This window comes from Aquiflexum lacus, assembly GCF_015476655.1.
Taxonomy (GTDB): domain Bacteria; phylum Bacteroidota; class Bacteroidia; order Cytophagales; family Cyclobacteriaceae; genus Aquiflexum; species Aquiflexum lacus.
The window spans coordinates 41,398-64,684 of record NZ_JABFHF010000030.1; the positions used below are offsets into that span (position 1 = coordinate 41,398).

25 protein-coding genes are annotated in these 23,287 nt (G+C 36.8%); 1 reads left to right on the forward strand and 24 read right to left on the reverse strand.

All coding sequences use genetic code 11. The features are described 5' to 3' along the window. Positions 1 to 66 precede the first annotated feature (66 nt). From HMJ38_RS20740 to HMJ38_RS20840, 21 genes are all read right to left on the reverse strand, one after another. Positions 67 to 606: a Crp/Fnr family transcriptional regulator gene (locus tag HMJ38_RS20740; protein ID WP_194976357.1), complete on the reverse strand. Its 540-nt coding sequence runs from the start codon at positions 604 to 606 to the stop codon at positions 67 to 69. Positions 607 to 995: 389 nt separating this feature from the next. Beyond that, complete coding sequence (locus HMJ38_RS20745) at positions 996 to 1,868, reverse strand: alpha/beta hydrolase (RefSeq protein WP_194976358.1); 873 nt, start codon at positions 1,866 to 1,868, stop codon at positions 996 to 998. Between the two features lie 24 nt (positions 1,869 to 1,892). Beyond that, the gene (locus HMJ38_RS20750; RefSeq protein WP_194976359.1) at positions 1,893 to 3,116 is read right to left on the reverse strand and encodes a TraB/GumN family protein; all 1,224 of its coding nucleotides are present in this window, start codon (positions 3,114 to 3,116) and stop codon (positions 1,893 to 1,895) included. 60 nt (positions 3,117 to 3,176) lie between these two features. Further along, on the reverse strand, positions 3,177 to 3,536 hold the full coding sequence (locus HMJ38_RS20755; RefSeq protein WP_194976360.1) for a bleomycin resistance protein: 360 nt from the start codon (positions 3,534 to 3,536) through the stop codon (positions 3,177 to 3,179). A gap of 37 nt (positions 3,537 to 3,573) precedes the next feature. After that, positions 3,574 to 4,230, reverse strand: a complete 657-nt coding sequence (locus HMJ38_RS20760) for a hypothetical protein (protein WP_194976361.1) — start codon at positions 4,228 to 4,230, stop codon at positions 3,574 to 3,576. 65 nt (positions 4,231 to 4,295) lie between these two features. Next, entirely contained in the window at positions 4,296 to 4,874 is a 579-nt protein-coding gene (locus HMJ38_RS20765) for a glycosyl-4,4'-diaponeurosporenoate acyltransferase CrtO family protein (RefSeq protein WP_194976362.1), read from the reverse strand. A gap of 78 nt (positions 4,875 to 4,952) precedes the next feature. Next, the gene (locus HMJ38_RS20770; RefSeq protein WP_194976363.1) at positions 4,953 to 5,231 is read right to left on the reverse strand and encodes a hypothetical protein; all 279 of its coding nucleotides are present in this window, start codon (positions 5,229 to 5,231) and stop codon (positions 4,953 to 4,955) included. A gap of 132 nt (positions 5,232 to 5,363) precedes the next feature. Next, complete coding sequence (locus tag HMJ38_RS20775) at positions 5,364 to 6,731, reverse strand: serine hydrolase domain-containing protein (RefSeq protein ID WP_194976364.1); 1,368 nt, start codon at positions 6,729 to 6,731, stop codon at positions 5,364 to 5,366. Between the two features lie 204 nt (positions 6,732 to 6,935). Further along, positions 6,936 to 7,772: a maleylpyruvate isomerase N-terminal domain-containing protein gene (locus HMJ38_RS20780; RefSeq protein ID WP_194976365.1), complete on the reverse strand. Its 837-nt coding sequence runs from the start codon at positions 7,770 to 7,772 to the stop codon at positions 6,936 to 6,938. 81 nt (positions 7,773 to 7,853) lie between these two features. Continuing rightward, complete coding sequence (locus tag HMJ38_RS20785) at positions 7,854 to 8,294, reverse strand: DUF1801 domain-containing protein (RefSeq protein WP_194976366.1); 441 nt, start codon at positions 8,292 to 8,294, stop codon at positions 7,854 to 7,856. Further along, complete coding sequence (locus HMJ38_RS20790) at positions 8,291 to 8,674, reverse strand: VOC family protein (RefSeq protein ID WP_194976367.1); 384 nt, start codon at positions 8,672 to 8,674, stop codon at positions 8,291 to 8,293. The genes HMJ38_RS20785 and HMJ38_RS20790 overlap by 4 nt, the downstream gene beginning before the upstream one ends. A 418-nt stretch (positions 8,675 to 9,092) precedes the next feature. Beyond that, positions 9,093 to 11,531 (reverse strand): EcoAI/FtnUII family type I restriction enzme subunit R, encoded by a 2,439-nt coding sequence (hsdR, locus tag HMJ38_RS20795; RefSeq protein WP_194976368.1) that lies wholly within the window; start codon positions 11,529 to 11,531, stop codon positions 9,093 to 9,095. Between the two features lie 18 nt (positions 11,532 to 11,549). After that, entirely contained in the window at positions 11,550 to 12,392 is an 843-nt protein-coding gene (locus HMJ38_RS20800; RefSeq protein WP_194976369.1) for a DUF3037 domain-containing protein, read from the reverse strand. Further along, positions 12,392 to 13,207 (reverse strand): HipA family kinase, encoded by an 816-nt coding sequence (locus tag HMJ38_RS20805; RefSeq protein ID WP_194976370.1) that lies wholly within the window; start codon positions 13,205 to 13,207, stop codon positions 12,392 to 12,394. The genes HMJ38_RS20800 and HMJ38_RS20805 overlap by 1 nt, the downstream gene beginning before the upstream one ends. A 257-nt stretch (positions 13,208 to 13,464) precedes the next feature. Next, positions 13,465 to 14,046 (reverse strand): four helix bundle suffix domain-containing protein, encoded by a 582-nt coding sequence (locus HMJ38_RS20810; RefSeq protein ID WP_194976371.1) that lies wholly within the window; start codon positions 14,044 to 14,046, stop codon positions 13,465 to 13,467. A gap of 33 nt (positions 14,047 to 14,079) precedes the next feature. Then, positions 14,080 to 14,655, reverse strand: a complete 576-nt coding sequence (locus tag HMJ38_RS20815) for a uracil-DNA glycosylase family protein (RefSeq protein ID WP_194976372.1) — start codon at positions 14,653 to 14,655, stop codon at positions 14,080 to 14,082. Next, the gene (locus tag HMJ38_RS20820; protein WP_194976373.1) at positions 14,652 to 15,899 is read right to left on the reverse strand and encodes a restriction endonuclease subunit S; all 1,248 of its coding nucleotides are present in this window, start codon (positions 15,897 to 15,899) and stop codon (positions 14,652 to 14,654) included. Before HMJ38_RS20820 ends, HMJ38_RS20815 begins: the two co-directional genes overlap by 4 nt. Continuing rightward, positions 15,896 to 16,783 carry a RhuM family protein gene (gene rhuM, locus HMJ38_RS20825; protein WP_194976374.1) on the reverse strand — a complete coding sequence of 296 codons (888 nt, stop codon included), beginning with the start codon at positions 16,781 to 16,783 and terminating at the stop codon, positions 15,896 to 15,898. Before rhuM ends, HMJ38_RS20820 begins: the two co-directional genes overlap by 4 nt. 1 nt (position 16,784) lies before the next feature. Further along, positions 16,785 to 18,275 carry a class I SAM-dependent DNA methyltransferase gene (locus HMJ38_RS20830; protein ID WP_194976375.1) on the reverse strand — a complete coding sequence of 497 codons (1,491 nt, stop codon included), beginning with the start codon at positions 18,273 to 18,275 and terminating at the stop codon, positions 16,785 to 16,787. Positions 18,276 to 18,476: 201 nt separating this feature from the next. Next, entirely contained in the window at positions 18,477 to 19,361 is an 885-nt protein-coding gene (locus tag HMJ38_RS20835) for a hypothetical protein (protein WP_194976376.1), read from the reverse strand. Then, positions 19,358 to 20,731, reverse strand: a complete 1,374-nt coding sequence (locus HMJ38_RS20840; protein ID WP_194976377.1) for an AAA family ATPase — start codon at positions 20,729 to 20,731, stop codon at positions 19,358 to 19,360. The genes HMJ38_RS20835 and HMJ38_RS20840 overlap by 4 nt, the downstream gene beginning before the upstream one ends. Before the next feature lie 379 nt (positions 20,732 to 21,110). On the opposite strand from HMJ38_RS20840, the gene HMJ38_RS25570 reads away from it, so the two are divergent. After that, the gene (locus tag HMJ38_RS25570; protein WP_262892907.1) at positions 21,111 to 21,236 is read left to right on the forward strand and encodes a hypothetical protein; all 126 of its coding nucleotides are present in this window, start codon (positions 21,111 to 21,113) and stop codon (positions 21,234 to 21,236) included. Positions 21,237 to 21,351: 115 nt separating this feature from the next. Here the strand turns inward: HMJ38_RS25570 and HMJ38_RS20845 are convergent, their stop codons facing one another. The 3 genes from HMJ38_RS20845 to HMJ38_RS20855 form a co-directional block, all read right to left on the reverse strand. Then, complete coding sequence (locus tag HMJ38_RS20845) at positions 21,352 to 21,582, reverse strand: hypothetical protein (protein ID WP_194976378.1); 231 nt, start codon at positions 21,580 to 21,582, stop codon at positions 21,352 to 21,354. A gap of 136 nt (positions 21,583 to 21,718) precedes the next feature. Further along, a complete protein-coding gene (locus HMJ38_RS20850; protein ID WP_194976379.1) occupies positions 21,719 to 22,543 on the reverse strand; it encodes a metallophosphoesterase family protein in 825 nt (274 codons plus the stop codon). A 15-nt stretch (positions 22,544 to 22,558) separates the two neighbouring features. Next, complete coding sequence (locus HMJ38_RS20855) at positions 22,559 to 23,128, reverse strand: hypothetical protein (RefSeq protein WP_194976380.1); 570 nt, start codon at positions 23,126 to 23,128, stop codon at positions 22,559 to 22,561. Positions 23,129 to 23,287: the final 159 nt, after the last annotated feature.

The window sequence follows — 23,287 nt, forward strand, 5'->3', positions numbered from 1 at the left end:
AAAGTTATAATGTCAAATTAAAGCACTAATTTTTTCCCCCGCATTCATGTAGATGAATAAAATCTCCTATTCTGAAGAAGCTATTTTCGACCTGATGGTACTGAGGGCTTGAGGAGTAATACCCAAAAATGCTGCTATCATACGCTGAGGAATCCTGTTGGGCAGTTCGGGATAGGTTTTAAGAAAATAGGCATACCTATCTACCGCAGGAGCACTCAACAGCATCATGACCCTTCTTTGTAATATGCCCATTCTTCTGTATAGCAGGTGGGTATAATTGATGAAATCTTCTTTTGACAGGTTGACGAATGAGAAGATCTCCTTATCAAAAATGATGACTTCGGCATCTTCTATGCAATCTATAAACAACTCCCCGGGTCTGTCAAACTCCAAAGATTCTACGTCACCTATAATCCAGCCTTCGGATGCAAAACTAAAAATGTGCTCCTTCCCTTTACTATCGAGAATAAAACTCCGCAATATTCCTTTTTTAACAAAGAACCTATGGGCACTTGAACCACCGGGCTGTAGTAAAATATCGCCTTTTTTAAAGTTTGTTGTTTTTACACTTGGGTCATTTTCCAATATGTGTTTTAACTCTTCCATGGGCTTGTAATGCTGACTTAATCAAATATAATATTTGTTATCAAGTCTTTCGCCAAAATACCGCTCTTTCAATCCTTTATCAAGTGAACTTTCTATACCGGTGATGCTACCAAAACACTCACCTATCCTCTCCTCCGTCCGAATCTTTATTTAAGGGGCAGTATTTTTTTCTGGTGAAATTGAATAGAGTCTTGGAATCAAATTAAGGATTCACGGCTATGGGTTCGGCTTTCTATTTAAAATGTTTCTGATTCTTGAAATCTGCAGGCTAAAAATATCGCAAATATTGGGAACAAAATTTTCTTTACCATCTTTCCTGTATTTCACTTAAGATTTTTTCTACACGTTCCTATTTCCTTACCAATCTTCAACATAAGCTGGTCATTCTATCATTTTGATTTTGTGTAAATCAATTCCATTCCATCGTATATAGCTTGTGGTAAAACGGAATGGTGATCTGCATTTTCGTATTGTTTATATGTGAATTTTAATTTTCCATTATTTTCCGACTTTATTTTCTCGACCAGTATAGCCATTGGTCCTTTCATCATTTTGATTTCTGCTGTTCCCATTGCAGTAAACATTTTGGATTCTCTTTTACTTACAACGGATGCTTTATCCCGGAATATTTCTGAATCGTTCCACCATACTGAAGGTGCAAGCAAAATGTAATTGGAAAACAAATCACTGTGATTTAAATAGGAATAAAAACCCAACAAGCCGCCTAACGAATGCCCCATTATACCCCTTGATGCACTGTCCACCTTATAATCGCTTTCTATAGATGGAATGATTTGCTGTTTAAAAAATAGCAGAAATTCTTCTGCCCCACCGGTTGTTGTTTCATCCAATGGCACTTCTCCTAAATTGAACTTAAGGTTTGAGTTAAATTTGGAAGGTGTAAAGTCCATATTTCTTTGGAGGTTCCAGGCCCGTTCATCACCAACTGAAGAAATACCAACCAAAATCACATCTTCCATATTATTTGTTGTGGTTTTATTGGACAAGCTTAATAATCGGTAACACCCCGAAACCAAGTCTTTCAGCCACCATGCATCCAAATAGTAAAGAATTTTATATTCTTTTCCTTTCTGGTAATCAAATGGCAGTGTGATGATCAAATTGTAAAGTTGACCATTGTCTCTTTTGATTTCTCTGGTGACTGTGGTCGGTTCTACGCTATCGAATGTATGGTTTTGCGCATGAGACAGGGAAGCCGTGAAAAAGATCATGAGAATTAGCAGGAGAGAATATTTGTTCATAAAGTGATAGTTTGATAAATATAATTACTTGATGGGTGTGGCCCAATCCGAATTTCTAACAAAAACTGTGTATTGTACATAAGGTTTGCCTTTATCATTCAATTCGGTTTTTCCCGCAAAAGGAAGTATTTGAATGACCTTATTCAACCTTATTGAATTTGAATAAGGGGCATTTGGAGAGTTCATTTTCACTAAAGACTTATGATGATTAGGCGTCATCCTTTTAAAGTCTTTAACGCCCACCACGTAAACCAAGAGCATATTATCAGCAGATAGTGACATTTTAGTATAAGCTCCATCATCTTGCATAAACGAGGGAAGTTGATTGCTGGGCCATACCATATAACTATCCGTAAACATAAAATTGATAGACAATATCTTGTCAGTCAACTCCAAATCAGATTTTCTTATTTTTGAGGCTAAGGGATCACGGCCATTTACTCTGTACTGAAATACATGAGCCAATCCAAAAAAACCATACAATTTTTGATCCACTAATTTATTCGTAGTATAATGGTATTGAAAATTTTTAAACATAATTTCCTCTCTGTCTATTTTATCGGTCACATAATCAAGATTTTTGCGGAGGTGAGATAATATTGCTAAAGTATCTTGGCTATCATTATTTTCTGTTAATTCTTCCAATAGGCTTAAAACTGTGTAGTCCTCAGGATTTATTTTTTCAGGTGTCGCAGACATCGCTTTTAGATAATCAAAAACCAAGTTCCAATCTTGTGTTGCGTCTATCCCGATGAATTCAAATTTTTCATCTTCCGGTAAACTACTATAGAACTTTTGAAGGTTAAAGTACTTATCTAAATAATCCTGGTTATTTCTGCCTTGAATCACAACCCATTTTTTTAGAATTTTTTGTAACAGATCCGCATTACCATTTTTCATGAACTCGTTGAGTAGTGTAGCTTGTACAAAATCCAATTCAGCAATGTAATGTCTAACACCATGATTTTTGTGTAAATAAATAAAGAAATCTACATCAAACTTAGACGGTTCGCTGACCCCATGAACTTCACCAACCAAGATAACTTTACTTTTGCTTATATCATCAGCAATATTTCTGTATGAAAAAGACTCATTAATAGGAATAGTTTCGCTATTTTCTGTCAGATAATCAATATACTCTTTTCCTGTGCTGTACTCCCACAAATGAAAAGCCCCATAACCAATTGCTGACAATAAACTGATCGCAAGAACTAATTTGAATGCAAACTTGAAAAATTTCTTTACCATATTTTTTTTTGATTTAATATTTGGTCAGGTAATATGTCTATACCCAATGATTGAGATTTCTCACTTTATACCTTGTCCAAATGTCAATAAGTTGTGGTCCGGGTCAAGTAAAGAAAATTCTTTCTGCCCCCAAGGTTTTGTTCCTAATTTCCCATTTGGATGAATTGAAACTTGGCTGTCCATAAAAGTTTGATATAGTTTATCAATGTTGTTTGTTCTGATATAAACTTGTCCATAGTTTTCTTTAGGGTTTAGGTCTTTGAATTCAAAGAAATGAATTTGAATATAATCTTTAACAACCATTAAATAACCATCATAGTCGCTGTCTCCTAGTGTTTGAAAACCCAATCTGTTTACGTAATAATTTCTCGTTATTACCTTGTCACGCATTGGTAACTTTGGATTGATTGCTGTCAGCATATTTTGATATGTTTATTACTTGTTTCTAACAAGTACATTAAGATGCATCTGTTAATTTTCGAACTCTTAAAACCTGATATTTCCTTCTCCATATAGTAATCAAGGGAACAAGAAAAACAGTTGGAAGTAACCAAGCTACAATTTCAGGAAGTATGGAATTATTGACGACAATAAAAGCAGTAATGGCTGCTATATAGCTACCGACCATTCTTTGTAGGTGGGTAGTAAGCCAAAAATTTTTGATAGTTGATAAGCCCTTAAAATTTCTATAGTCTTGTACAACGAATAGTATACTGATACTGCCAAACACAATAAGAACAATACCAAAATTATCATTTTTTACAATTGCGAAAATCCCATAAGCAATGAAAATTAAACCAAAAATAAACATTGAAACAGTCACTATCCAATCAAGCGATTTAACATTACTGGTTTTCTTTTTCTCTAAATATCTTTTACCAGATAATATCATGTAGATGGTAAAAATTGCAATTATGAATAAAAAGTAATTTGGGTGCAAGTAAGACATTACAATTGCTAGAACGGAAGTGCTTAACATTGCATAAAAATATACATTACCTATTTTCTTATGCTTTTTGTCACCTTTCTTAGAAAACATGATGAAAGCTCCATAGAACAGACTTATCCCTCCACAAATAATATGTAACGCCAATAAAATTTTGAATAATGTCATTGTCTTTATTAATTAATTTTTGTTGAGATGAATTACTTTGAAAAGACTCAGTGTTTATGCCGATGTTATGTGGTTGGCTTTCTATTTAAAATGTCCCTAATTCTTAAAATCTGTATTCTATGTGTTCTTTGAAGTAAAACCGGATAAAAATTTGAAATAAAGTTTAATAATGTGGTGAATAAAGCGATAGCGTAATGTCCCTTAAACAACATAAAAAATACCATAATTTGAATAACAATCAATGCTGCCAAGTGTCCGAATTCAGATTGCCTGGTTTGGTAATCAAAATTGTCCAAACCCAATTTTGTACCGTCAAAGAATTTCTGTCTATTTTCCTTCTTACCCCAAAATACAAGGAGAAGAAATTTTTTGAAGTATTCCACCTTCAAGAGTTTGGATAACCTGGAGATTAAATCCGGATCCTTGATACGATAATAATTTTCGCCCAATATTCGATTTGTCTTGTAGGCGAATCCCGGAAATGCAAAAATTCCTGTAATAAATAAATTCAATAAGAAAGCAATTAAAATTTTGATCGGAAGGATGAGTTCCGCGGGTTCGGCAAACCAAAGTGTCTTTAACAATTCATAAGACCTGTAGGCCAAGAATATCGCAATTATTGGGAACAAAATTTTCTTCACCATCTTTCCTGTATTTCACTTAAGATTTTTTTTACACTTTCCTATTTCCTTACCAATCTTCAACATAAGCTGGTCATTATATCATTTTGATTTCGTATAAATCAATTCCATTCCATCGTATAAAGCTTGTGGTAAAACAGAATGGTGGTCTGCATTTTCATATTGTTTATATGTGAATTTTAATTTTCCATTATTTTCCGACTTTATTTTCTCGACAAATAGGCCCATAGGTTCTTTCATCATTTTAATTTCTCTGGTGACCGTAGTCGGTTCTACGCTATCGAAAGTATGGTTTTGCTCTTGAGACAGGGAAGCTGTGAAAAAGATCGTGAGAATTAGCAGGAAAGAATATTTGTTCATAAAATGATAGTTTGATAAATAATATTGATTAATGGGTTTGGCCAAACTCAAAACTCCAATTTCGATTTTCTTGTTTTTGAGGCTAATGAGGACTCCATCCGGGTAATTCTCTCAAAAGTTGTTGCGTTAGTGTTATTTAATCTTCTTCCATTCAGTTATTCCATTTTGGTTGGCAGTAAACCCAGTTATTGAGCCTTCTTCATTCCTCGTGAAATGAATCAGCGCGTTTACAGCTTTAGATTCCATTTTGTCTTTTTCTATAAGTGTCAGTCTTGTTCCAGTTCCTCTTGCCTCAGGAAAGTCTAGCAATAGCACATCATCAACCATAAAGATTTCAATAAGCCTGGAATCACCTATAAGTTGGTAGGTTCCAAAATACGCTGCGTATTTGCTATACTCCAATTGATTCCTATCCTCAATTTCCAATGGAGTTCCAAGAACAACACTAGCTAGAAAATTAGCAACTTCTTCTGTTCTCTCCAAGGATTTGTTTGATAAGATACATACAAACAAATCTTCGGTTGGCAGATAAAGACCTGAACTGGTAAATCCGTAAAGATTCCCCCCGTGTTGAATGGTCTTGTGTCCTAGTAAGTCTTTTATAAAAAATCCATAGCCATATCCAGTTCCATTTCCTGAGTTCGTGTGTTTCTCTGATATTAAACTTTGAACCACAAAATCGCTCAGAAATGTTCTGTTCTTTAACTCCCGATTCCATAAAAATAAGTCATCAGCTGTAGAAACAATGGCTCCAGCTGCATAGGGGACAGATCCTACAATTTTAGGGGAAGGAATCAGTTCGCCTTGATATGATCGATATCCGTTTGCAATGCGCTTACTTTTTGTTTCATCGGTGTACCATAAACCAGTTGAACTCATATTTAAAGGTTCAAATAGATTCACTCTTAAATACTCTTTAAGTGACATTCCCGAAACCTGTTCTATGACAACTCCAAGAAGAGGGTAATTGGAATTACTATATTGAAATTTGCTACCTGGTTCAAACGCTAAAGGTTCGTTCTTATAATATGAAATGAGTTGTTCAGGTGTATGTTCCTGTGAAAGTAAATGCATTTCTTCTTCATCAATGTCAAAAAATTCAGGAATGCCAGACGTTTGGGATAGAAGATGATCTATGGTGACAGGGTATTCTTTATTTGGAAAGTACTCGACATATTTTTGAATAGGGTCATCAAGTGAAACTTTACCTTGTTCTACTAACTGAAGCACTGCGGTTGAAGTAAATTGCTTAGTCATTGAGCCTATCTGAAAGATCATATCGGTTTTGATAGTCTTCCTTTTTTTAATATCTGAGAGTCCAAATGCTCTTTTAAAGATTATCTGATTGTTTTTCGCTATCAGAATTACTGCTCCTGGGCTATTTCCAGCATATTCTTTTTCCAAGAAGTTCTCAATTATCTGATTTTGAGTAGTCTGTGTGTAAAGTGCAACGCTCAAAGTGTTTGCTAAAAAAAATACTAGGATTAATTTTAAATTCATAAATCTATCGTGTTTGCGATTAATTTCAATTATAGTGACAACTACACAGTACAATTTGTTTATGATTATCAGGATAAAGTGGTCCCTATGCTCTCGAAAAATAGTACAATCCTCCACCTGAACAAATTGACTTAAGCCGAACTCCTCGAAAGTGCACGAATCTCTGCTTTTTTAAAACGATCACTTTGTGGAGTTTTATTTTTTCTATGCCATTACAGCAATCATATCAAATATTTTCTCACCAAGTTTTTTGTCACCAATTATTTCTGAATTTGCAATCGCTTCCTCTCTCATTACGCCTTTCGTAAATATTTTCCAAGCATACTTATCTTTTATTTTAACTTGACTGATGGGTTCTAGATTTGTAGAGGCCAACAACTCCCAGCCATTGTCATAGCACAAAAACCAACTTTTTTCTTTTTTTCCCAAAAAAGTGAATTTGATTAAATCTTTATCTTTTCCTTCAACATGACGATAATGATGGGGAAGTGCTCTGACTGATGTGTCCAAATAAGGCAAGTACCACTTTTCTTCCAGTAATTCCTTTTCCTCACCTACGGCAAGTCTAATCTGCTGTTGGTGATGCCATTTTTCAGTGTATTCCCTTGCAATGTGAAACCAATTTTTTGATTCATTTTCACCTGCCCAAGCCACTGAAAACTCAGCTTTATCGTCAGGATTTAAGGTTGCCAGGAAATCACAGTATTCTTTTCCTGATGTTTTTAATAATTCAATGATAACTTTTGGGCTAAGTCTTTTTGTCGCCTTTACCCAATCCGCATTCAAACCATTAAGAAAGTTTACTAAATCTCCATAGGAATTTACGGTTTCGGGTTTCTCTCCATAATAACCATCACGCAACATTGAAAGTGTTCTCAGATTTCCATCTAATAAATGGACAGCGATATCTTTCACTTTCCACTTAGGTGCGATAGTTTGTTTATCCCAATCTTCGGCTGATAATCCGTCCAATAACTTGAAGAGCATATGATCAAGTTCCGGTATCAGGGCAACTACCTCTATTTTTTCTGGTTTCTTCATTTTCTTTTAATGACACACAGGGTTTGTTCTATGCTCCGATTTCACGGGCATTGTGTATAGCCGATATTATGTGGTCGGCTTTTATTTCTTCTCTATTTTCGATAAGGTTTTGCCAATTGATTTTGTCGGTTTGTCCATATCTTTTATAGCAAAGTCAATCGCTTCTTTAATCAGAGTTTTTACTTTGAGGTTTCTGTAATCACTGGGTTTCTTTACATCTATATGTCTTATTAAATTCCCTGTTCCTATCAATAGTTTGTTAAGGTCTTTTAAGAGTGTCCCTTTGTTAAATCCCAAATTCAGGTGATTGGTGTAAATGGGCAACATACAAAATGCGTCCGAAAGTTTTTCGGAAATTGAAAAAACTGCTGTCAAAGCGTGTGTGTGATACAGAATTTCATTACTGTCTGGATGCAGTTCCAAGATGTATTGTCTCAAGTCGGTGAACAGCTCGATGACTTCCTGCTCTTTAAGCTCCAACAAGTATTGAAAGTCTGTATGTATGGGTCTTGACTTCGTCATCTTGCACTGTTGTCGTATTGCATTGCACAAATCAGGTTGCCTTCCGTATCCAAAAATTTTGCAATCCAACCCACATACGGAATAGCTGTTTTCGGCATCAATACTTGTCCGCCATTGCTTTTTACACGTTCCACAATCTCATCCACATTCTCAGCTCCAATGGTGCATTCCAAGCCGATTAGTTTCTCGGGAACAGGCGAGTATTTTCGTGATTGTAAAGCCCCAATGAGTTCTCCGTTTTCTGTCTTGTCGGCTTTTATCTGTAAAAAGTCATCTTGTCCATAAGAGTTGAATCCCCAATCAAAAACACCGTCATAAAAACTCTTTGCCCGTTCAAGGTCGTCAATATGAATGGCAAAATGTGTCATTTTATTTTTCATTTCATTGAATTTTAATTGTTACCGAGCAGTTTTTTAAACTGCCGAATAACTTGTTTATTTATAACCTAAAGGTTTACTTATTTCCTTCGGTGAAGTCAAATAGTTATACCTGAGTTAACTTTTATCTTTTTAACCTACCAAATTCTTCCTCCCCTAAATATACCGTAAACAGGGTATTTTTACTCCTTTGGCTTATGGAAAATACCTCTTAATTTTAGCAAACCTTCACGAATGAGCAATTCCTCCAAATAAATTAATTCAATTCAAGAAAAAAACCAAGCTATCTGATTTCCATCAATTGCGTCCTGCTTTAGCTGGACGGTTCCAAAAACAGCCCGATTCTACAAGAGCTTTAGCCAAAAAAATCATTTTGTCCAAAAACCTTTAAGCCAAAGGACCTGGTCTAAGCCACTCTGATTTAAGCTGCTTTCTGATTGTACAGATGTTCCTGGAATTCTATGAACAGTCTGCTGATATTCGCTACGTCTCCCAATATTTCCTTGGCATCCTCCAAGGATTGATACTTGTTGGTCAGTAAGATGGGCAATTTGTCCTGATCGAGTTCTTCCACGCCTGTTTCAATGTATTTGCTCAATACGAATGTGATAAACTCTTTTTGTTTGTCATTGAGCAGGGCAAAAATCGTTGCTTCTGCTGCCTTGGCACGGGCTTCCCGGGTCATGGCAATATAGTCGCCATTGAATACATATTCCAATACATCGTACAGGTCGCTTTTTTCCATATCGACCAACTTTTGCAAAGTCAACAAATCATCTTTGGGATAACCTGCTGTATCCAAATTCTCCAGCAATGTTTTTCGTGTAAATGGATTGCTCCAAAGTTTCCGCAATTCTTCCTCATCCTTGAAAAGTTTGGGCAACTCGCCAAACAGATTGCTCAAAAATTCTTCTGATGAAATGGGCTTACCGTCCGCGCTCCAAAAAGAAGTGGAAATCATATGTTGTATTTCCCGCTCCTTACCGTTTCTCAGTTTGACTTTTATTTTCTGTTTCCTCTCAGATTCAGTATCCGGTTCTTTGAGGTCCGTGGGCTTTTTCTCCGCTCTCTCCTTTGGAGAATGTTGGACAGGGGTTTCTTCTTCCAAAGGCTCTCCGTCCCACTCCGGGTCTGAAAAATGCTTGTAGGCATCTACAAAGTCGTAGATGGTGAAAAACTCCTTCCCGTCAAATAACCTTGTCCCACGCCCTACGATTTGTTTGAACTCAATCATGGAGTTGACCGGACGTAGCAGGACGATGTTGCGGATATTCCTGGCATCTACTCCTGTGGAGAGTTTCTGCGAAGTGGTCAGAATGGTGGGGATTGTTTTTTCGTTGTCCTGAAATTCTCTCAACAGTCTTTCCCCTTCTTCTCCGTCATTGGCAGTTACGCGGACACAGTAGAATGGATCTTTACTTTTCGCATGTTGGTTTACCAAATCCCGGATCAATGCTGCATGTGCCTGATTGGCACAAAAAATAATCGCCTTTTCCTTTTGATTTGCCTCTGACAAAAAGATGTTTACTCTTTTCGCCTCCCGTTCTACAATCTCAATCGTACGGTTAAAGTCTTTTTCTTCATAGAGTTTTCCGGCCTCAATTTCACCTTCCACAATGGTATCATCCGAAGTATAGCGGTAATCGTCCAAAGTGGTTTTGATGCGTTTTACTTTGAAGGGTGTCAAGAAACCGTCATTGATACCTTCCTTCAGCGAATAGATATAGACAGGTTCTCCAAAGTATCGGTAAGTGTCTACGTTGTCCTTTCGCTTGGGTGTGGCGGTCAGGCCCAATTGCACTGCAGGACTGAAATATTCCAGAATGCCCCGCCAATTGCTTTCGTCATTTGCACCCCCACGGTGACACTCATCAATGATGATAAAATCAAAAAAATCCTTTGGGTATTGTCCGAAGTTAAACCTCGAGGTATGGTATTCTCCAAGGGGCTCAGCAGCCATTAAGAACTCATTATTTTCGATTGTGACGTTTTCCTTTTCTGTCCCTGAGCTTGACATAAAGGTTTGAAAAATGGTAAAGAAAATGCTGCCATTGGTCGGCACTTTTCCGCTTTTTTTGATCTCGTTGGGTTTGATCCGGACCAAAGCATCTTCAGGAAATGAAGAAAAAGAATTGAAAGCTTGGTCGGCCAATATGTTTCTATCTGCCAAAAACAAAATCCTCGGACGTCTTGCCGACTCATGGGGCCGGTTGGCCTGTCGGACCGTCCATCGGGTCTGAAACAATTTCCAGGCAATCTGAAAAGCGATGGCTGTTTTTCCTGTTCCTGTGGCAAGGGTAAGCAAAATACGGTCCTGTCCCTTAGCCAAAGCCTCCAAGGTGTTTTTAACGGCTATTTCCTGATAGTAGCGCAGTTGCCAAGTGCCGCTTTTGTCCTCAAAGGGTACATGTGCAAATTTCTCCCTCCATACTTCGGCAGCTACAATAGCTGAATCGTCTTTTGGGCTTGATGCCGGAAAGGTCTTGTCCCATAGCGCTTCGGGACTAAGGTAGTCGGCTACCAAACCCTCTGCCCCTGTTTTCATGCAGATTTGGTAAATATCTTTTCCGTTGCTGCTGTAGGTGGTTTCCAATTGTAGCTTCTCTGCATATTTTTTGGCTTGCATCACCCCTTCCCCGACTTCCTGCACTTCACTTTTGGCTTCTACGATCGCCAACTTGATGCCTTTGTACACCAACACATAATCAGCTATTTCTCTTCTGCCCCTACCCCCACCAGTCTGAATCTTACCTGCGGTAATATTGTATTCCCGAAGGACCTTGGAGCCTTCCACAACACCCCATCCACAAGCTTTTAGCTTGGGGTCTATAAGTTCTGCCCGGGTTTCTGATTCGTTCATTTAAAAAATCTAAGTGGATTAGGAATGGCTATCATGCCATTCCATTTGAGTGGAAATCCTTTTCGCTAAACCTTCAGCTTCAATCTCGGTGACTACTTCTACCTCAATATTTTGGAATTGGGTCTCTAAACTAGTTTTTACAAAATCTACTAAATTATTGTGCTTTGATGGTATCATAGTCATAAAAGTGAGGTGAACTTTTTCGTTAGATTGAGATAGTTCCCTTATTTTTCCTACCCACCGATAAACCTTATCCTTAACGGTATCCTCTCTCTTTAAATCAAATGAAACGGGTTCATAACAATGCCAAATTTCATTTTTCCATGCTTTATCAAAATGAAACACATCATTTTGGGTTTGCACAGCGTGTGATGACAATCTTTCAGATACCTTAAAGTGATCAAAATAATATTTGTATTTCTTTTTCCAAACTTCTTCATCCCCAAGTCTGTCCGATTTATCTTCAGGAAGGTATTTTTCAACAATCGATGAAAAAATCCCATGAACAGCAGCATCCAGATCGATATCAATTGCTTTTTTCACTTCTGTTAATTGAAGCGCACTATCATCCCTTTTCAGAATTTGCGAAGTGATACTTTCCATATTTGAGGACAGAGGAAAAATTTCCTTGAGCCTCGGAGCAAATTGATGGTTAATCTGATTTTCAAAAAATTTGGCAGAATTAACCACAAATTTCCCATTAGACTCGGGAAAAAGAGAAGTTATCCGAGTGTATCGTTGAGTCACCTTTGCTTTTAGAAACATTTCTTCAGGAGAGTAAACGACAACACCAAGATTCACAAATTCCCCGGTAAATTGATCATGGATATAACGAAGAAGCTGATAATAGTAGGTTTTCATTAGAGTAGGGTTAAGGTCAATTGGTCCGCAAATTTTTCTTTATTCATTACTATCTCTGTAAGATAGTTCCTAATTTCATCAAATTCTGATGACCTCCAATTTAGTGGTAAACAATCGTAGGCCTTTTGCCAAAAATTGTCATTTAATTTTTCTAAATCTTGCGAAAAATAAGAAAAATCTCTTTCCTCACCTTTCAAATACTTATAAAACACATGTTTGGTATAAAGTTCTCTATCATTCTCAGATAAAATCCATGGAGATTTCGACCTAAGGAATGGTAGCATAGAAATATATGAAAATGCAAGCTCATGGTCAAATATTAAGAAATCTGTGCCATTTGTATTCACATTATTCTTTTGATGTCCTCTGTCTGGATTAGTAATCAATAGATCAAAAGCATAAATTCTTAATGCCATTTCTTCCATTTGATTATTGAATTTTTGTCCCATTAGGATTTCTTCAAAACCAGGTCTATACGTAGATCCAAAATTTTCCCCCAAACTCTGAGAAGCAGCCTTGTAACCATCTCTTCCATATAAGGTATCTACGAAAGCCTGGCTGATGTGGATAATAACAGGTTCGACAACAGGAAGTTCAAATTCCATCGCAATCCAAGATGCTATCAATTCTCTAGCTGAAGAAGCTTTACTCATTCTATTTGCGTTCCAGAATTTGATAACGTATTGACCCCTTTCATACGTATTTCTGTCAACTCCGTCCAAAATCATCGGCAAGGTAGTACCTGAGGTCAAGATATGGCCAGGTCTTAATGCTTCTATTTGAGGTAAGCGATAGGCTGGATCGGAAAAGAGCATAGATTAAAAATTTATTCTAAATCAAGTATTCAAACTAAATAAAAAATTTTGATTTATATATAATCGAATAAAAATAATTTGGTTAAAGGATCTCCTCTATCACATTACAATCATAAACTTTTAGCTTGGGGTCTATAAGTTCTGCCCGTGTTTCTGATTCGTTTATTTATTGTTTTTTTATTCTGTGGGACCTTTAGGACTCGTGAAACGCGGTCCTAAGTGTCCCCCACCTGTCCCATAATTACCATTACTTTCCTTTATTTCTTTCCTTTTTTCCTCTCCTCAATCCTAGCTCTCGTCATCCTTTCTCTCAATCCTCCCTCTTTTATAAAAGCAATCTCCAATTGCTTTATCTGCTGCTTAAGCAGATAGGTGCAGATTTTTATTAGGGTGATCATGGCATTTGCGCAGATTTCGGGGTCTTCGTGCTCGATGGCTTTTTGGAAGGTATCGTAGGTTGGTGTGGGGACACTCTTGTTCAACTCACGGACGCGGGCCACTAGGCGATGATCCTTTTCCCAAATAGGAAGCTTCCTGGTTCTCAAAAAGTCCTGATAGTCAATCTGCAACTCTTCCAAACTTGCCCGGGCTACATTGGTAAGCTTGATTTCCATTTCTTTGGAAGTGGCGGAAGCCATGCTGCCCTCCGCGATATTCTGCTTGCCACTGCGGGCGGCTTGGACCATTTGTCCTACGGTGCGGTCATATTTATGAAAAAAGCGATTGGTGAAATACACGGTCCCATCATAGATGATTTCTGCTTTCTGATAACTGAACAGATTGCGGTAACCTCCATGGGAGGGGATAAAGCCTTCGGTATTTTTATCCTGATCGCTCATTTTTTATGATGACATTCCTGATTGCATTTTCGATTATCGGATTCGCTCTTTATAAATCCCCAATTTGTAAATCATAGTTTCTCCTTTTTTACCTCTATTCAGTGGCATAGGCAAAACTGTGCAAGAGATCTCCCTATTGTTTAAGTTAAATGTAAGAAATTCCGGTGAATGAATTTCATTTCGAATCTGATTGATTGGGACAGGGTCCTCCCCTTTTAGGGAATGAAGAAACCACAATGCTGCATTTTTGTAGAGAAAAAGTAATTGGGTTATTTCGGTGTCCGCTATAAGCGATTTTATATTATTGTAGGAATACGGAATAATATCGCTGTCTTGTACCGAGTTCATATCCTTTCTATCAAAATCTAAAATGATGTCAGTTAAAGACAGTGAAAGGTTTTCCAAGATTTTTATTTTTTCGTTTTCTGGGATCAAATATTTATTTCTGGGAACTGTATTCTCATCTTTGTCTAAGGCATAAAGGATATCCCACAATCTTGTTTTTGGAGTATTGGAAAAGTAAAACGTAGCTGTTTCCGGTGGCAAAGTTCCAATCAGTAAGGATTTGGAATGCTGAAAAATGATGGGTTTAAAGGGATGTCTTCTCATACCTCCACCCCCCTTTCAGTTTTCAACTCCCCCGCAAACGCCTTTTGCAAGATTGATTTTTTCAGCTCTTCCAAATCATCCAATTTCTTTTGGTAGATGGCTTCCAACTTTTGCGTTTCGTCTCGCAGGGCATCTAGTTGATGGACGATGGTTTGTTGTTCTTTGAATGGAATATTTGGAACTTGAGAATCTGTAATTGCCCCAATTCCAACATTGCCTTGACCAACTGTTCCTGTTTCATTTGCAAAATATTGGTCTTTGAAAATATTTGTCCAAGAGAAATAAAGGAAGAATTTGGGCAAATATTCTTTCTTAAAACGAATTGCAGCGATTCGCTGATTTAATAAATAGTTTTCTCTTTCAATTATTACAGTAAATCCATAGTCCCGTTTATTCTTTGTGCCTGTTTGAGTTATGATAACATCTTTTGGAATTAGAAGTGCTTTTGATAGAGCTTTCTCTTCAAGCTCATCAATAAAAACAGGACTTTCATTTTCCCTAATTATTCCTGGGCGAACATTACCCATTCTGATAACTTGATATTTTCCTTCCTTTTTGAAATCACCGCTTTTGAAGGAATATCCACCAATTACTTTTGCTACATCAGAAATTCTTTTTGTTTCTCTCTCCTCAAAAAGTTTTTCAAACACCCCCTGCAAATAACTTTCAAAAAGCTCCTTCGCATTTTTGAGGTTTTGTTCGGCATTGGCTTTGGCCTTGGCTATGGCGGCAAAGGCTTCATCTAATATGGAAACTATGCGTTGTTGTTCGGGGAGAGGTGGGATTGGGATTGGCAAATCTTTAATAAAAGGGAGTTTTACCCCTTGAACAGTAGCTCCTGTTCCTTCTTCAACTATTAAATGTGAAATACTTTTGATCCATTGAAATAGAAATCCATTGTCAAGTTGTTTAGATTTCTTTGGGACTATACCACGCAAATCCTGATTGATTGCAGTATCTTTTTCGATTAGACAAACTTTACCTAAACCAACCCTAGTTGCAATTATGACATTACCTTTCGGGATAATATTGGTTGAACTTTTCTTTACTGCTTCTTCTGTAATTTTAAATTCAGTATCGGAGATAATTTCAGACTTCATATCTCTAACTGTTGCCCAAAAAATATCTCCTTCATAGAATTTCAAGTTCTTTTTTGAAGGCGTTCCCCCACCAATTAAATCACAAACTTCGCCCAACTTCTTTATTTCCCAACCCTCTGGTAATTGAGCCTGCCCAACCTTCATATCAAACCCTTTATTTCGTTCATAATTCCTTCCACCGACTTCGCTTCCAACTTTGAAAATGCAAACCACTTCTTTCCCAAGTCTTTCAGCGAAGCACCCAGATGATACACTTCTTTGCCATCAATAACCAAAAAACGGTCGTGGCTTTGGTTGAAGGTTTTTAGTTCAAAGTTGCCGTATTGGGCATTGGCTTTTTGTACATCTAATAGCAGTTGTTTGTTTGCCTGCCCTGAGCCTGTCGAAGGGGTTTTGGTGAGTAAGAGCACTCTTACGCCTTTTTCTTTTTTGGCTAAGTGGGTGAGGGTGTTTTCGTCTATGTAATTATCAATAAGTACTATGCTATGCTTAGCAGAACGGATGATGCGGGAGGCTAATTCGTAAGCATCAAAAATTTGTCCGTTAAAAAATACGCCCTGTGTGGGTATAAGGTGGGTATTGATTTGTAGGTCTATTTGGTTTACTTTATCCGTAAGGGCTTGCACATTATCTTCTATTCTGTTCATGCGGTTGTTGATGGCGTAGCCTTTGAGCAGATAATCTTTTAATCGTTGGGTAGCCCATTGTCGAAATTGAGTGCCACGTTTAGAATTTACTCTAAAACCTACTGAAAGGATTGCATCAAGGTTATAAAATTTGATACTTCTTTTGACATTTCTATTACCTTCTTTTTGAACTACCGAGAAAAGCTCGGTAGTTGAATTTTCATCCAGTTCTTGCTCTTTGTAAATATTTTTAAGATGTAGGCCTATAGTGTCTGTATCCTTATCAAACAATAATCCCATTTGTTTTTGAGTGAGCCAAATCGTTTCTTTTTCATCATCAATTCTTACCTCAATGTGCTCTGAGAGTTCGTCGGATTGATATAATACAATTTCGCCTTTCATGTCAAAGCAGGCTTTTGATTGATTCCAAAATCTCCGCACTTTCTTCGTCCAAGGCTTTAATTTCTTCCAATATAGCCTGTGGTTGGCGAAGGGCGGCCTCTTCTTTTTTATTGGGGTTTTTGACACTCAAATCAAAAGTACTTTGATCTATATCTTTGATAGCGACTGTCCAGGAATTTTGGGAGAGACCCTTTGTTTCACTCAGGCTGACAAATTCCGCCAGATCATTTTCATTCAGTGGATTGGTCTTGCCCAGATTACGGCCGGGGTTGAGTTGGTAGAACCATACCTTTTGGGTGGCTTTGCCCTTTTCGAAGAACAGCACCACGGTTTTGACTCCCGCACCGGTAAAGGTTCCGCCCGGCAAATCCAATACGGTGTGCAGGTTGCAGTTTTCCAATAAGGTTTTGCGTATGGCGACGGTGGCATTGTCGGTATTGCTCAAAAAGGTGTTTTTGATCACCACACCGGCTTTGCCGCCTGCTTTCAGGATTTTGATAAAGTGCTGCAAAAAGAGGGAAGCGGTTTCCCCTGTTTTGATGGGGAAGTTTTGTTGCACTTCGGCACGTTCTTTACCTCCAAAAGGGGGATTGGCAAGCACCACATCATAGCGGTCTTTTTCCTGAATATCGGCAAGGTTTTCGGCAAGGGTGTTGGTGTGGATGATATTGGGTGCCTCCACGCCATGCAAAATCATATTCATAATGCCGATGATATAGGCCAATGATTTTTTCTCTTTGCCGTAGAAGGTGCGCTTCTGCAAAGTCTCCCAATCCTTGGTAGAGAGACCCTTGCCCTTGGCAGAGGCTTGCGCCACCATATAATTGAACGACTCGCACAAAAATCCCATGCTGCCCCCTGCCCCATCATAGACCGTTTGGCCGATCTGGGGATTTACTACTTGGATGATGGTCCTTATCAGTGGCCGGGGCGTGTAGTATTCGCCGCCATTCCGCCCGGCATTGCCCATGTTCTGTATTTTGGCTTCATACAGGTGGCTCATTTCGTGCTTCTCTGCATGGGTCCGGAACCGCAACTCATCTATCCGATTGATCACTTCCCGCAAATTGTAACCGCTTTGGATGCGGTTTTTGAGTTCGCTGAAAATCTCTCCAATTTTGTATTCAATGGTGTCTGCACTCTCGGCGCTTTGCTTAAACTTTTTGAGGTAAGGAAAGAGTCGGTTGTTTACAAAGTCGGTCAGGTCGTCCCCGGTCAGGGCTTTGTGGTGGTCGAGGACCTCCGACCTGCCGCCCCCATTGGAGGTGGAGATCTTGGGCATGGCCCAAACTGTCCATTGGTAGTCCCTGTCAATGATTGGGCTGTAAGTCTTACCGGTGAGTTCGGCCGCTGTGGCCCGGTCCTTCTCCAAGTCATCCAAATATTTGAGAAACAAAATCCAGGAAGTCTGCTCCACATAATCCAATTCACTCCCACAACCCGCATCCTTGTGCAGTATATCGTCAATATTTTTAAAAGTCTGTTCGAACATTTTTTTGGTTTATTTCAATTGTCTAAAACTATCACTATCCACTTAATAATCAAAAAAAAGCTTTTTACTAGTGCTTACTTTTCTCATTAAGTAAAAAAAATCCCCGACTTAAAGCCACTAGCAAAAAGCCCTGATAGATGAATGCATCAATCAGGGCTTTTTTCAAGGGCTTTTCTCTAGTGGGCTAAATGTTGGCGGTAGTTATTCTCTTAGGTAGTTGGTTTTACATTTATTCTCCAACACTCTTATTTTTTTATATAAATCAGTAGTAATGAAATTGTTCCATTCGTATGCTAGTATATTCTCTTTAAGAAAAGCTTCACTTTCAACTTCTTTTGTTCCTAAAACCTTTTTTAAACCTAAACAAATTACCTCTCCAAAATCGTGACCACAATTCAATTTAGAGTTTTCATAATCTTCATTTTTGATAATAATCTTCAGTTTATTTAAAATAATTTCATTGGCAATAAGCTTTTCTTTAGTTCTGCCTCTACTGTAATTTGTGATGGTTTCCACTAATTTTTCTAATGCAATTAATTCATATTTATTTTTGTCAATGAACTTTGAATAATCAATGTTTTTTTTATGTTGGTCATTAGCTTTAAAGCATAAATGCAAACCTTCCCTTTTGTTTAGAATTTTTAAGTAAGATAACGGTTTTAATAAATTATGAGTATATTCCTTCAAACATTCCGTTTTTTTCTCGTCTTTGAATTTTTCAACCTTATCTAAAGAACAATAGCTATTAAATATTGTATTAAATGATTGTTCAAGACAAAGAACATTAATATCATGATCATCTGTTAAAATTACTTCATCATCTAAATTCGAATTTTCTGGAATGATGTCTCTAAGATCTTTGTCTATAATCCCAATCACTTTATCGAAATTTCTATCTTTAAGTAGTTTGATTATTGCTATTAACTTTTCCCATCCAAATGTTATTTCAATTTGTGAATTATTGTTTTTAAACTTTAGAAAAAATAATCTATCGTGCGACCCTTCAACTAAAATGAAATTGTCAAACTTCTTTCTTCTTTGAATTATAGAGTTTGCAATACGGTCTAAAGTTATTGCCTCTCTCATTTAAGTTCTATTGTTAAATCCCAGTTATTGTTGATTATGTCAGGCGAATGTGTCGCTATAATACTTTTGATATTATTTAACTTGTTGATTTCTAACAAATCATTAATAAACTCATTTTGCCATGTAATATGGAGAGATATTTCTGGCTCATCAATCAATATCAGAGAGTTTTCTGGAGTATTAAATAAAAGCTCGTAAAATAAAACAAGCTCATGTTGTTCACCCGATGATAAATTTGAAAGTGGTATAATTTTGTTTGTGATGGTAGATTTAAAAACAAAACCTTCATTCTTGGTAACGGAAAACTTCTTGTAGTTAAACCTTTTGTTTATTATATCTATTAATGTATTAAGCTTTAAACTCAATTCATTATAAACACTTAGTTTATCATTACTATCATCAATGTAAATTTCTAAAACATCCCTCAATGTTTCATTATCTCTGTATTCTTGATTTAGGTTAATTGGGACAAGTGCTTCCTCACCTTGTTCAAGTAACCCTACCTTTATTAAAAATGAACGCCTTTTTTCCAACTCATTTAATGAATTGTCAATAGAAGTGTTTGATGTGGTATTTATTGAAGTGATTTTTTCAATAAGTCGATTTGTATAGGTTCTATCTAACTTTGTAGATAAATTAGTTGCTTCTAACGTTTTGTTACGGATTATTTCTTTTAGTTCACTTGAATATTGTATTACTGAGCTTTTATATTCTTTTTCCTCTGTATTTAACTTTGTCAGCAGTCGTTGTGTTTCAACAAGTTTAACTTTTATTGACTTAGTGATATTATCAAACCACTCGGGAACAGATTTATTATTGAATTCATCAATAATTTCTTTGGGTAGATATTTAGAATATAATTCTAGTAATTCATTTGTACTAGAAATTATCCCAGTGCTTAAATCAAGCCAACGATCATGACCGACTCTTTCAATATTTGATGGTATGAAATTTCTAAATATGGAGTAGAATCTATTAGCACTGTTTCTTCTATAAACTCCCTGTCTTTCATTTTTGTAATGTTCAATTATGTCATCAGACTTAATTGTAAATTTATTTCCTTTTTTGGAGTTAGCAGTTTTATAATTTATGTTAAGTATGTAATCCTCATAACGTAAATTGATTTTACTTTCTTTGGTTATCTTATTGATTTCTAAAATTGATGAGTCATCGAATTCAATGGAGAACAATTCAAAATCATATTTTCCTATTTCATAAAGGTCGTTTTCAAATAGACTTTTAATCATTTTTAGTATGACAGTCTTTCCTAGTCCATTTTCACCTAAAATTAATGTAATAGTCCCTTCTTTTATTTGGATTTCATGATTAAAAACCCCGTATAGCTTGTTTATTATTATTTTATTTATCATTTGATTTTATGTATGTCATTTATAATTAACGCCACTTATTTATACATAAACCCGATCTTTTCATACCACATACAATAAATAGATACAGGGTACTATGCTTTTATTCTCTAAACCTAACAAATTCTTCCCCCACAAAAAATACCGTAAACAGGGTATTTTTTCTATTTGGGATTTTATTTTGTGGAATGATTATTTCTATCGGCGTATTGCAGAGGATTTATTTAGCTAATTATTGATGGCCTACTTTTAATCCTGGGTGGGCAAAAAATTTTTTACCTAAAAAATGAATACTAACTATTGTTTTTTCATTTTCCTTTCACTAACTTTTATTACAGTTTTTTACTGTTCGTATATTTGTTTTATTATAACCCTAATTTTTATGGAAAATCGAATCTCGATTGAGATCCCTGAAGCGGATCTTGCGGCTGCCAAAGCCGCACTTCAGCAGGTGCAAAGTATTTTAGCGCCTTATGTGATTGCCCCCATTTCCGAAGTACCCCTCTGAACTGGATTTTGATAAAATTGCTTTAGCCCTACTTTGTCAAATTAAAAGAGAAGTCAAAAATTTACTTTTCTATTCAATAATTCTGGAGAATGAAGGAAATGTCCCTTTAAGGACCTTAGGAATCGATATCAAAATAATTTTTTAGAAAGAGAAGTAGTATCTGTCTTCCACTATTTAGACTTTTCCGGCCTCCATCCCCTACAAATACCCGACTCAATCCCCATAAGAACCTCACCGGTTTCCCCGAAATAATCGGGGCAAGCTGTGCAACAGCGCTTTCATTGTTCGTGATATGCACGCAACGAAAGCTTAGTTGTTGTGTGTAGTTTATATTCTTATATTTCATTTTTTCTATTGGTTTTCCACAAATTCATTTCTCTCTAATTCTCTTAACTTTTTGTGCAGACTTCCTTATAAATGACATGATCCGCAAACAAAAAAGAAAGCCAACACAAAAGTGATGACTTTCTATATGTGGTTGCTCAGATGTGTTTGAGCGCAAAATCGTTTGCAAGGTCAATCTCTGCAAACTTGTTATCACGAATGTTCATGATAGCCCCGGCATTACGCAGTACAAGATCAATTTCCCATTTTTGCTCACGTGATTTCCTTCGGTCGAACTTGTGGTTGTGTCCAAACAGTAGCACATTGACACGGCCTTTGAGAATTCTTAATAGTTTTTCCCGCTGCTTGAGCTTCATAAACTGGTAGTCATATGGACCAGGGGCACCTGTGCTTATTGGGTATTCAAATGGCTCATGGTGCAGGTAAACAACAATCACTGCATTGCTGTCGGCCTTCTCGATATCGTTGAGTGCCTTGTTTAGTGCTAAAAGCTGCCTGCGCTTAATTTTACCGCAGGCAGAGAAGTTATTGTACATACCCTCATTTGAATCGAGCCCTACAAAGAAGTACGAACCGTATTGGTGTACGAGAGGCCAGCTTAGTAGGTGATTTTCATCTTCACTGTAGTAATGTTTCCCTTGAGGTAGTAGATCGCTAAAGATGTTGCTGAACATGGTCAGGTTAGCATTATTGAGCTGAGGGTTATATCCATTCTTCTTCTGATCGTGATTGCCTGGACAGATGAGCATTTCGAAGCCTGCATTCGCAAGCTTTTGAAGTTGGATCTTGTGCTCTGTCATTTCGTCTTCGAGCGCATCTTCAACAAGGTCGCCTGTGTTGATGATCAAGGGTTTTTCACTCACTCCTTCATAATAGTCGATTATCTTGTTTATGAATTTGCCGATGCGGTCTTTACGCTCAGAGGCCTGGTACTGTAAATCACTAATGTGGATAATTTTCATTTCAGAAATATTAAATTATTTCATATGTAAATATTGACAAGATGAAGCATTTGAACCAAGTAGTATCTTTTTTAGCATTTTGTGTATTGCATAAGGTACAGAATAGCAATCTCTTAGTTTGTCATGCTTAGATGATGATGAATGTTCAAAGCCTATTATGTGACAATATTCGTGGATTATATGAGCTGCAAATCTTGTCAAAGTCATATTTTTTACAAATTTTTCATAGGTATGAATTGTTGAGCTTCCCGATTTTTTGTAGCCTACAACATCCCCATCATCTCCAAATTCCATTTTTAGCTTTAGCTCAATTTTGTTTTTGAACTGGCTATTTCCTTTGAGAATTTTTTCTAAAACCTCAGTATTAGTGTACCTCTTCAACTTAAAAGTCCTAATTCTTAAGCCTTTTTTCTCTTTTCGGATGAAATGAAATGTCCCACCGTCAATGTGAGTTTTAAAATCTATAACGGCTTTTTTAAACTCATCAGAGTTTATTGTATTTTCCAAAAGTTGAATAGCTTGTTTGAGCCTCTCAAGATCTTCCCCTTGATAATTTTCCGCTTGAACAATTTCTATTTTGGTCATAGGTTTTTTTATTAGATTACAAAGATAATAGTGAGTAGAACTCTATTCTTGTTCGTATTCAGAAATAATAAAAGAAATAAAGTTTCTTGGCAGTCTATCCACTGAATCGTCCTCAGGTTTTATTAATGAATCATTTGTGTCATAATACCATTTAGACCA

Bases quoted from the DNA above. Each gene is read 5' to 3' on its own strand.
- HMJ38_RS20740 (WP_194976357.1), bottom strand. From the start codon at position 606: ATGGAAGAGTTAAAACACATATTGGAAAATGACCCAAGTGTAAAAACA.
- HMJ38_RS20745 (WP_194976358.1), bottom strand. From the start codon at position 1,868: ATGAACAAATATTCTCTCCTGCTAATTCTCATGATCTTTTTCACGGCT.
- HMJ38_RS20750 (WP_194976359.1), bottom strand. From the start codon at position 3,116: ATGGTAAAGAAATTTTTCAAGTTTGCATTCAAATTAGTTCTTGCGATC.
- HMJ38_RS20755 (WP_194976360.1), bottom strand. From the start codon at position 3,536: ATGCTGACAGCAATCAATCCAAAGTTACCAATGCGTGACAAGGTAATA.
- HMJ38_RS20760 (WP_194976361.1), bottom strand. From the start codon at position 4,230: ATGACATTATTCAAAATTTTATTGGCGTTACATATTATTTGTGGAGGG.
- HMJ38_RS20765 (WP_194976362.1), bottom strand. From the start codon at position 4,874: ATGGTGAAGAAAATTTTGTTCCCAATAATTGCGATATTCTTGGCCTAC.
- HMJ38_RS20770 (WP_194976363.1), bottom strand. From the start codon at position 5,231: ATGAACAAATATTCTTTCCTGCTAATTCTCACGATCTTTTTCACAGCT.
- HMJ38_RS20775 (WP_194976364.1), bottom strand. From the start codon at position 6,731: ATGAATTTAAAATTAATCCTAGTATTTTTTTTAGCAAACACTTTGAGC.
- HMJ38_RS20780 (WP_194976365.1), bottom strand. From the start codon at position 7,772: ATGAAGAAACCAGAAAAAATAGAGGTAGTTGCCCTGATACCGGAACTT.
- HMJ38_RS20785 (WP_194976366.1), bottom strand. From the start codon at position 8,294: ATGACGAAGTCAAGACCCATACATACAGACTTTCAATACTTGTTGGAG.
- HMJ38_RS20790 (WP_194976367.1), bottom strand. From the start codon at position 8,674: ATGAAAAATAAAATGACACATTTTGCCATTCATATTGACGACCTTGAA.
- hsdR (WP_194976368.1), bottom strand. From the start codon at position 11,531: ATGAACGAATCAGAAACCCGGGCAGAACTTATAGACCCCAAGCTAAAA.
- HMJ38_RS20800 (WP_194976369.1), bottom strand. From the start codon at position 12,392: ATGAAAACCTACTATTATCAGCTTCTTCGTTATATCCATGATCAATTT.
- HMJ38_RS20805 (WP_194976370.1), bottom strand. From the start codon at position 13,207: ATGCTCTTTTCCGATCCAGCCTATCGCTTACCTCAAATAGAAGCATTA.
- HMJ38_RS20810 (WP_194976371.1), bottom strand. From the start codon at position 14,046: ATGAGCGATCAGGATAAAAATACCGAAGGCTTTATCCCCTCCCATGGA.
- HMJ38_RS20815 (WP_194976372.1), bottom strand. From the start codon at position 14,655: ATGAGAAGACATCCCTTTAAACCCATCATTTTTCAGCATTCCAAATCC.
- HMJ38_RS20820 (WP_194976373.1), bottom strand. From the start codon at position 15,899: ATGAAGGTTGGGCAGGCTCAATTACCAGAGGGTTGGGAAATAAAGAAG.
- rhuM (WP_194976374.1), bottom strand. From the start codon at position 16,783: ATGAAAGGCGAAATTGTATTATATCAATCCGACGAACTCTCAGAGCAC.
- HMJ38_RS20830 (WP_194976375.1), bottom strand. From the start codon at position 18,275: ATGTTCGAACAGACTTTTAAAAATATTGACGATATACTGCACAAGGAT.
- HMJ38_RS20835 (WP_194976376.1), bottom strand. From the start codon at position 19,361: ATGAGAGAGGCAATAACTTTAGACCGTATTGCAAACTCTATAATTCAA.
- HMJ38_RS20840 (WP_194976377.1), bottom strand. From the start codon at position 20,731: ATGATAAATAAAATAATAATAAACAAGCTATACGGGGTTTTTAATCAT.
- HMJ38_RS25570 (WP_262892907.1), top strand. From the start codon at position 21,111: ATGGAAAATCGAATCTCGATTGAGATCCCTGAAGCGGATCTTGCGGCT.
- HMJ38_RS20845 (WP_194976378.1), bottom strand. From the start codon at position 21,582: ATGAAATATAAGAATATAAACTACACACAACAACTAAGCTTTCGTTGC.
- HMJ38_RS20850 (WP_194976379.1), bottom strand. From the start codon at position 22,543: ATGAAAATTATCCACATTAGTGATTTACAGTACCAGGCCTCTGAGCGT.
- HMJ38_RS20855 (WP_194976380.1), bottom strand. From the start codon at position 23,128: ATGACCAAAATAGAAATTGTTCAAGCGGAAAATTATCAAGGGGAAGAT.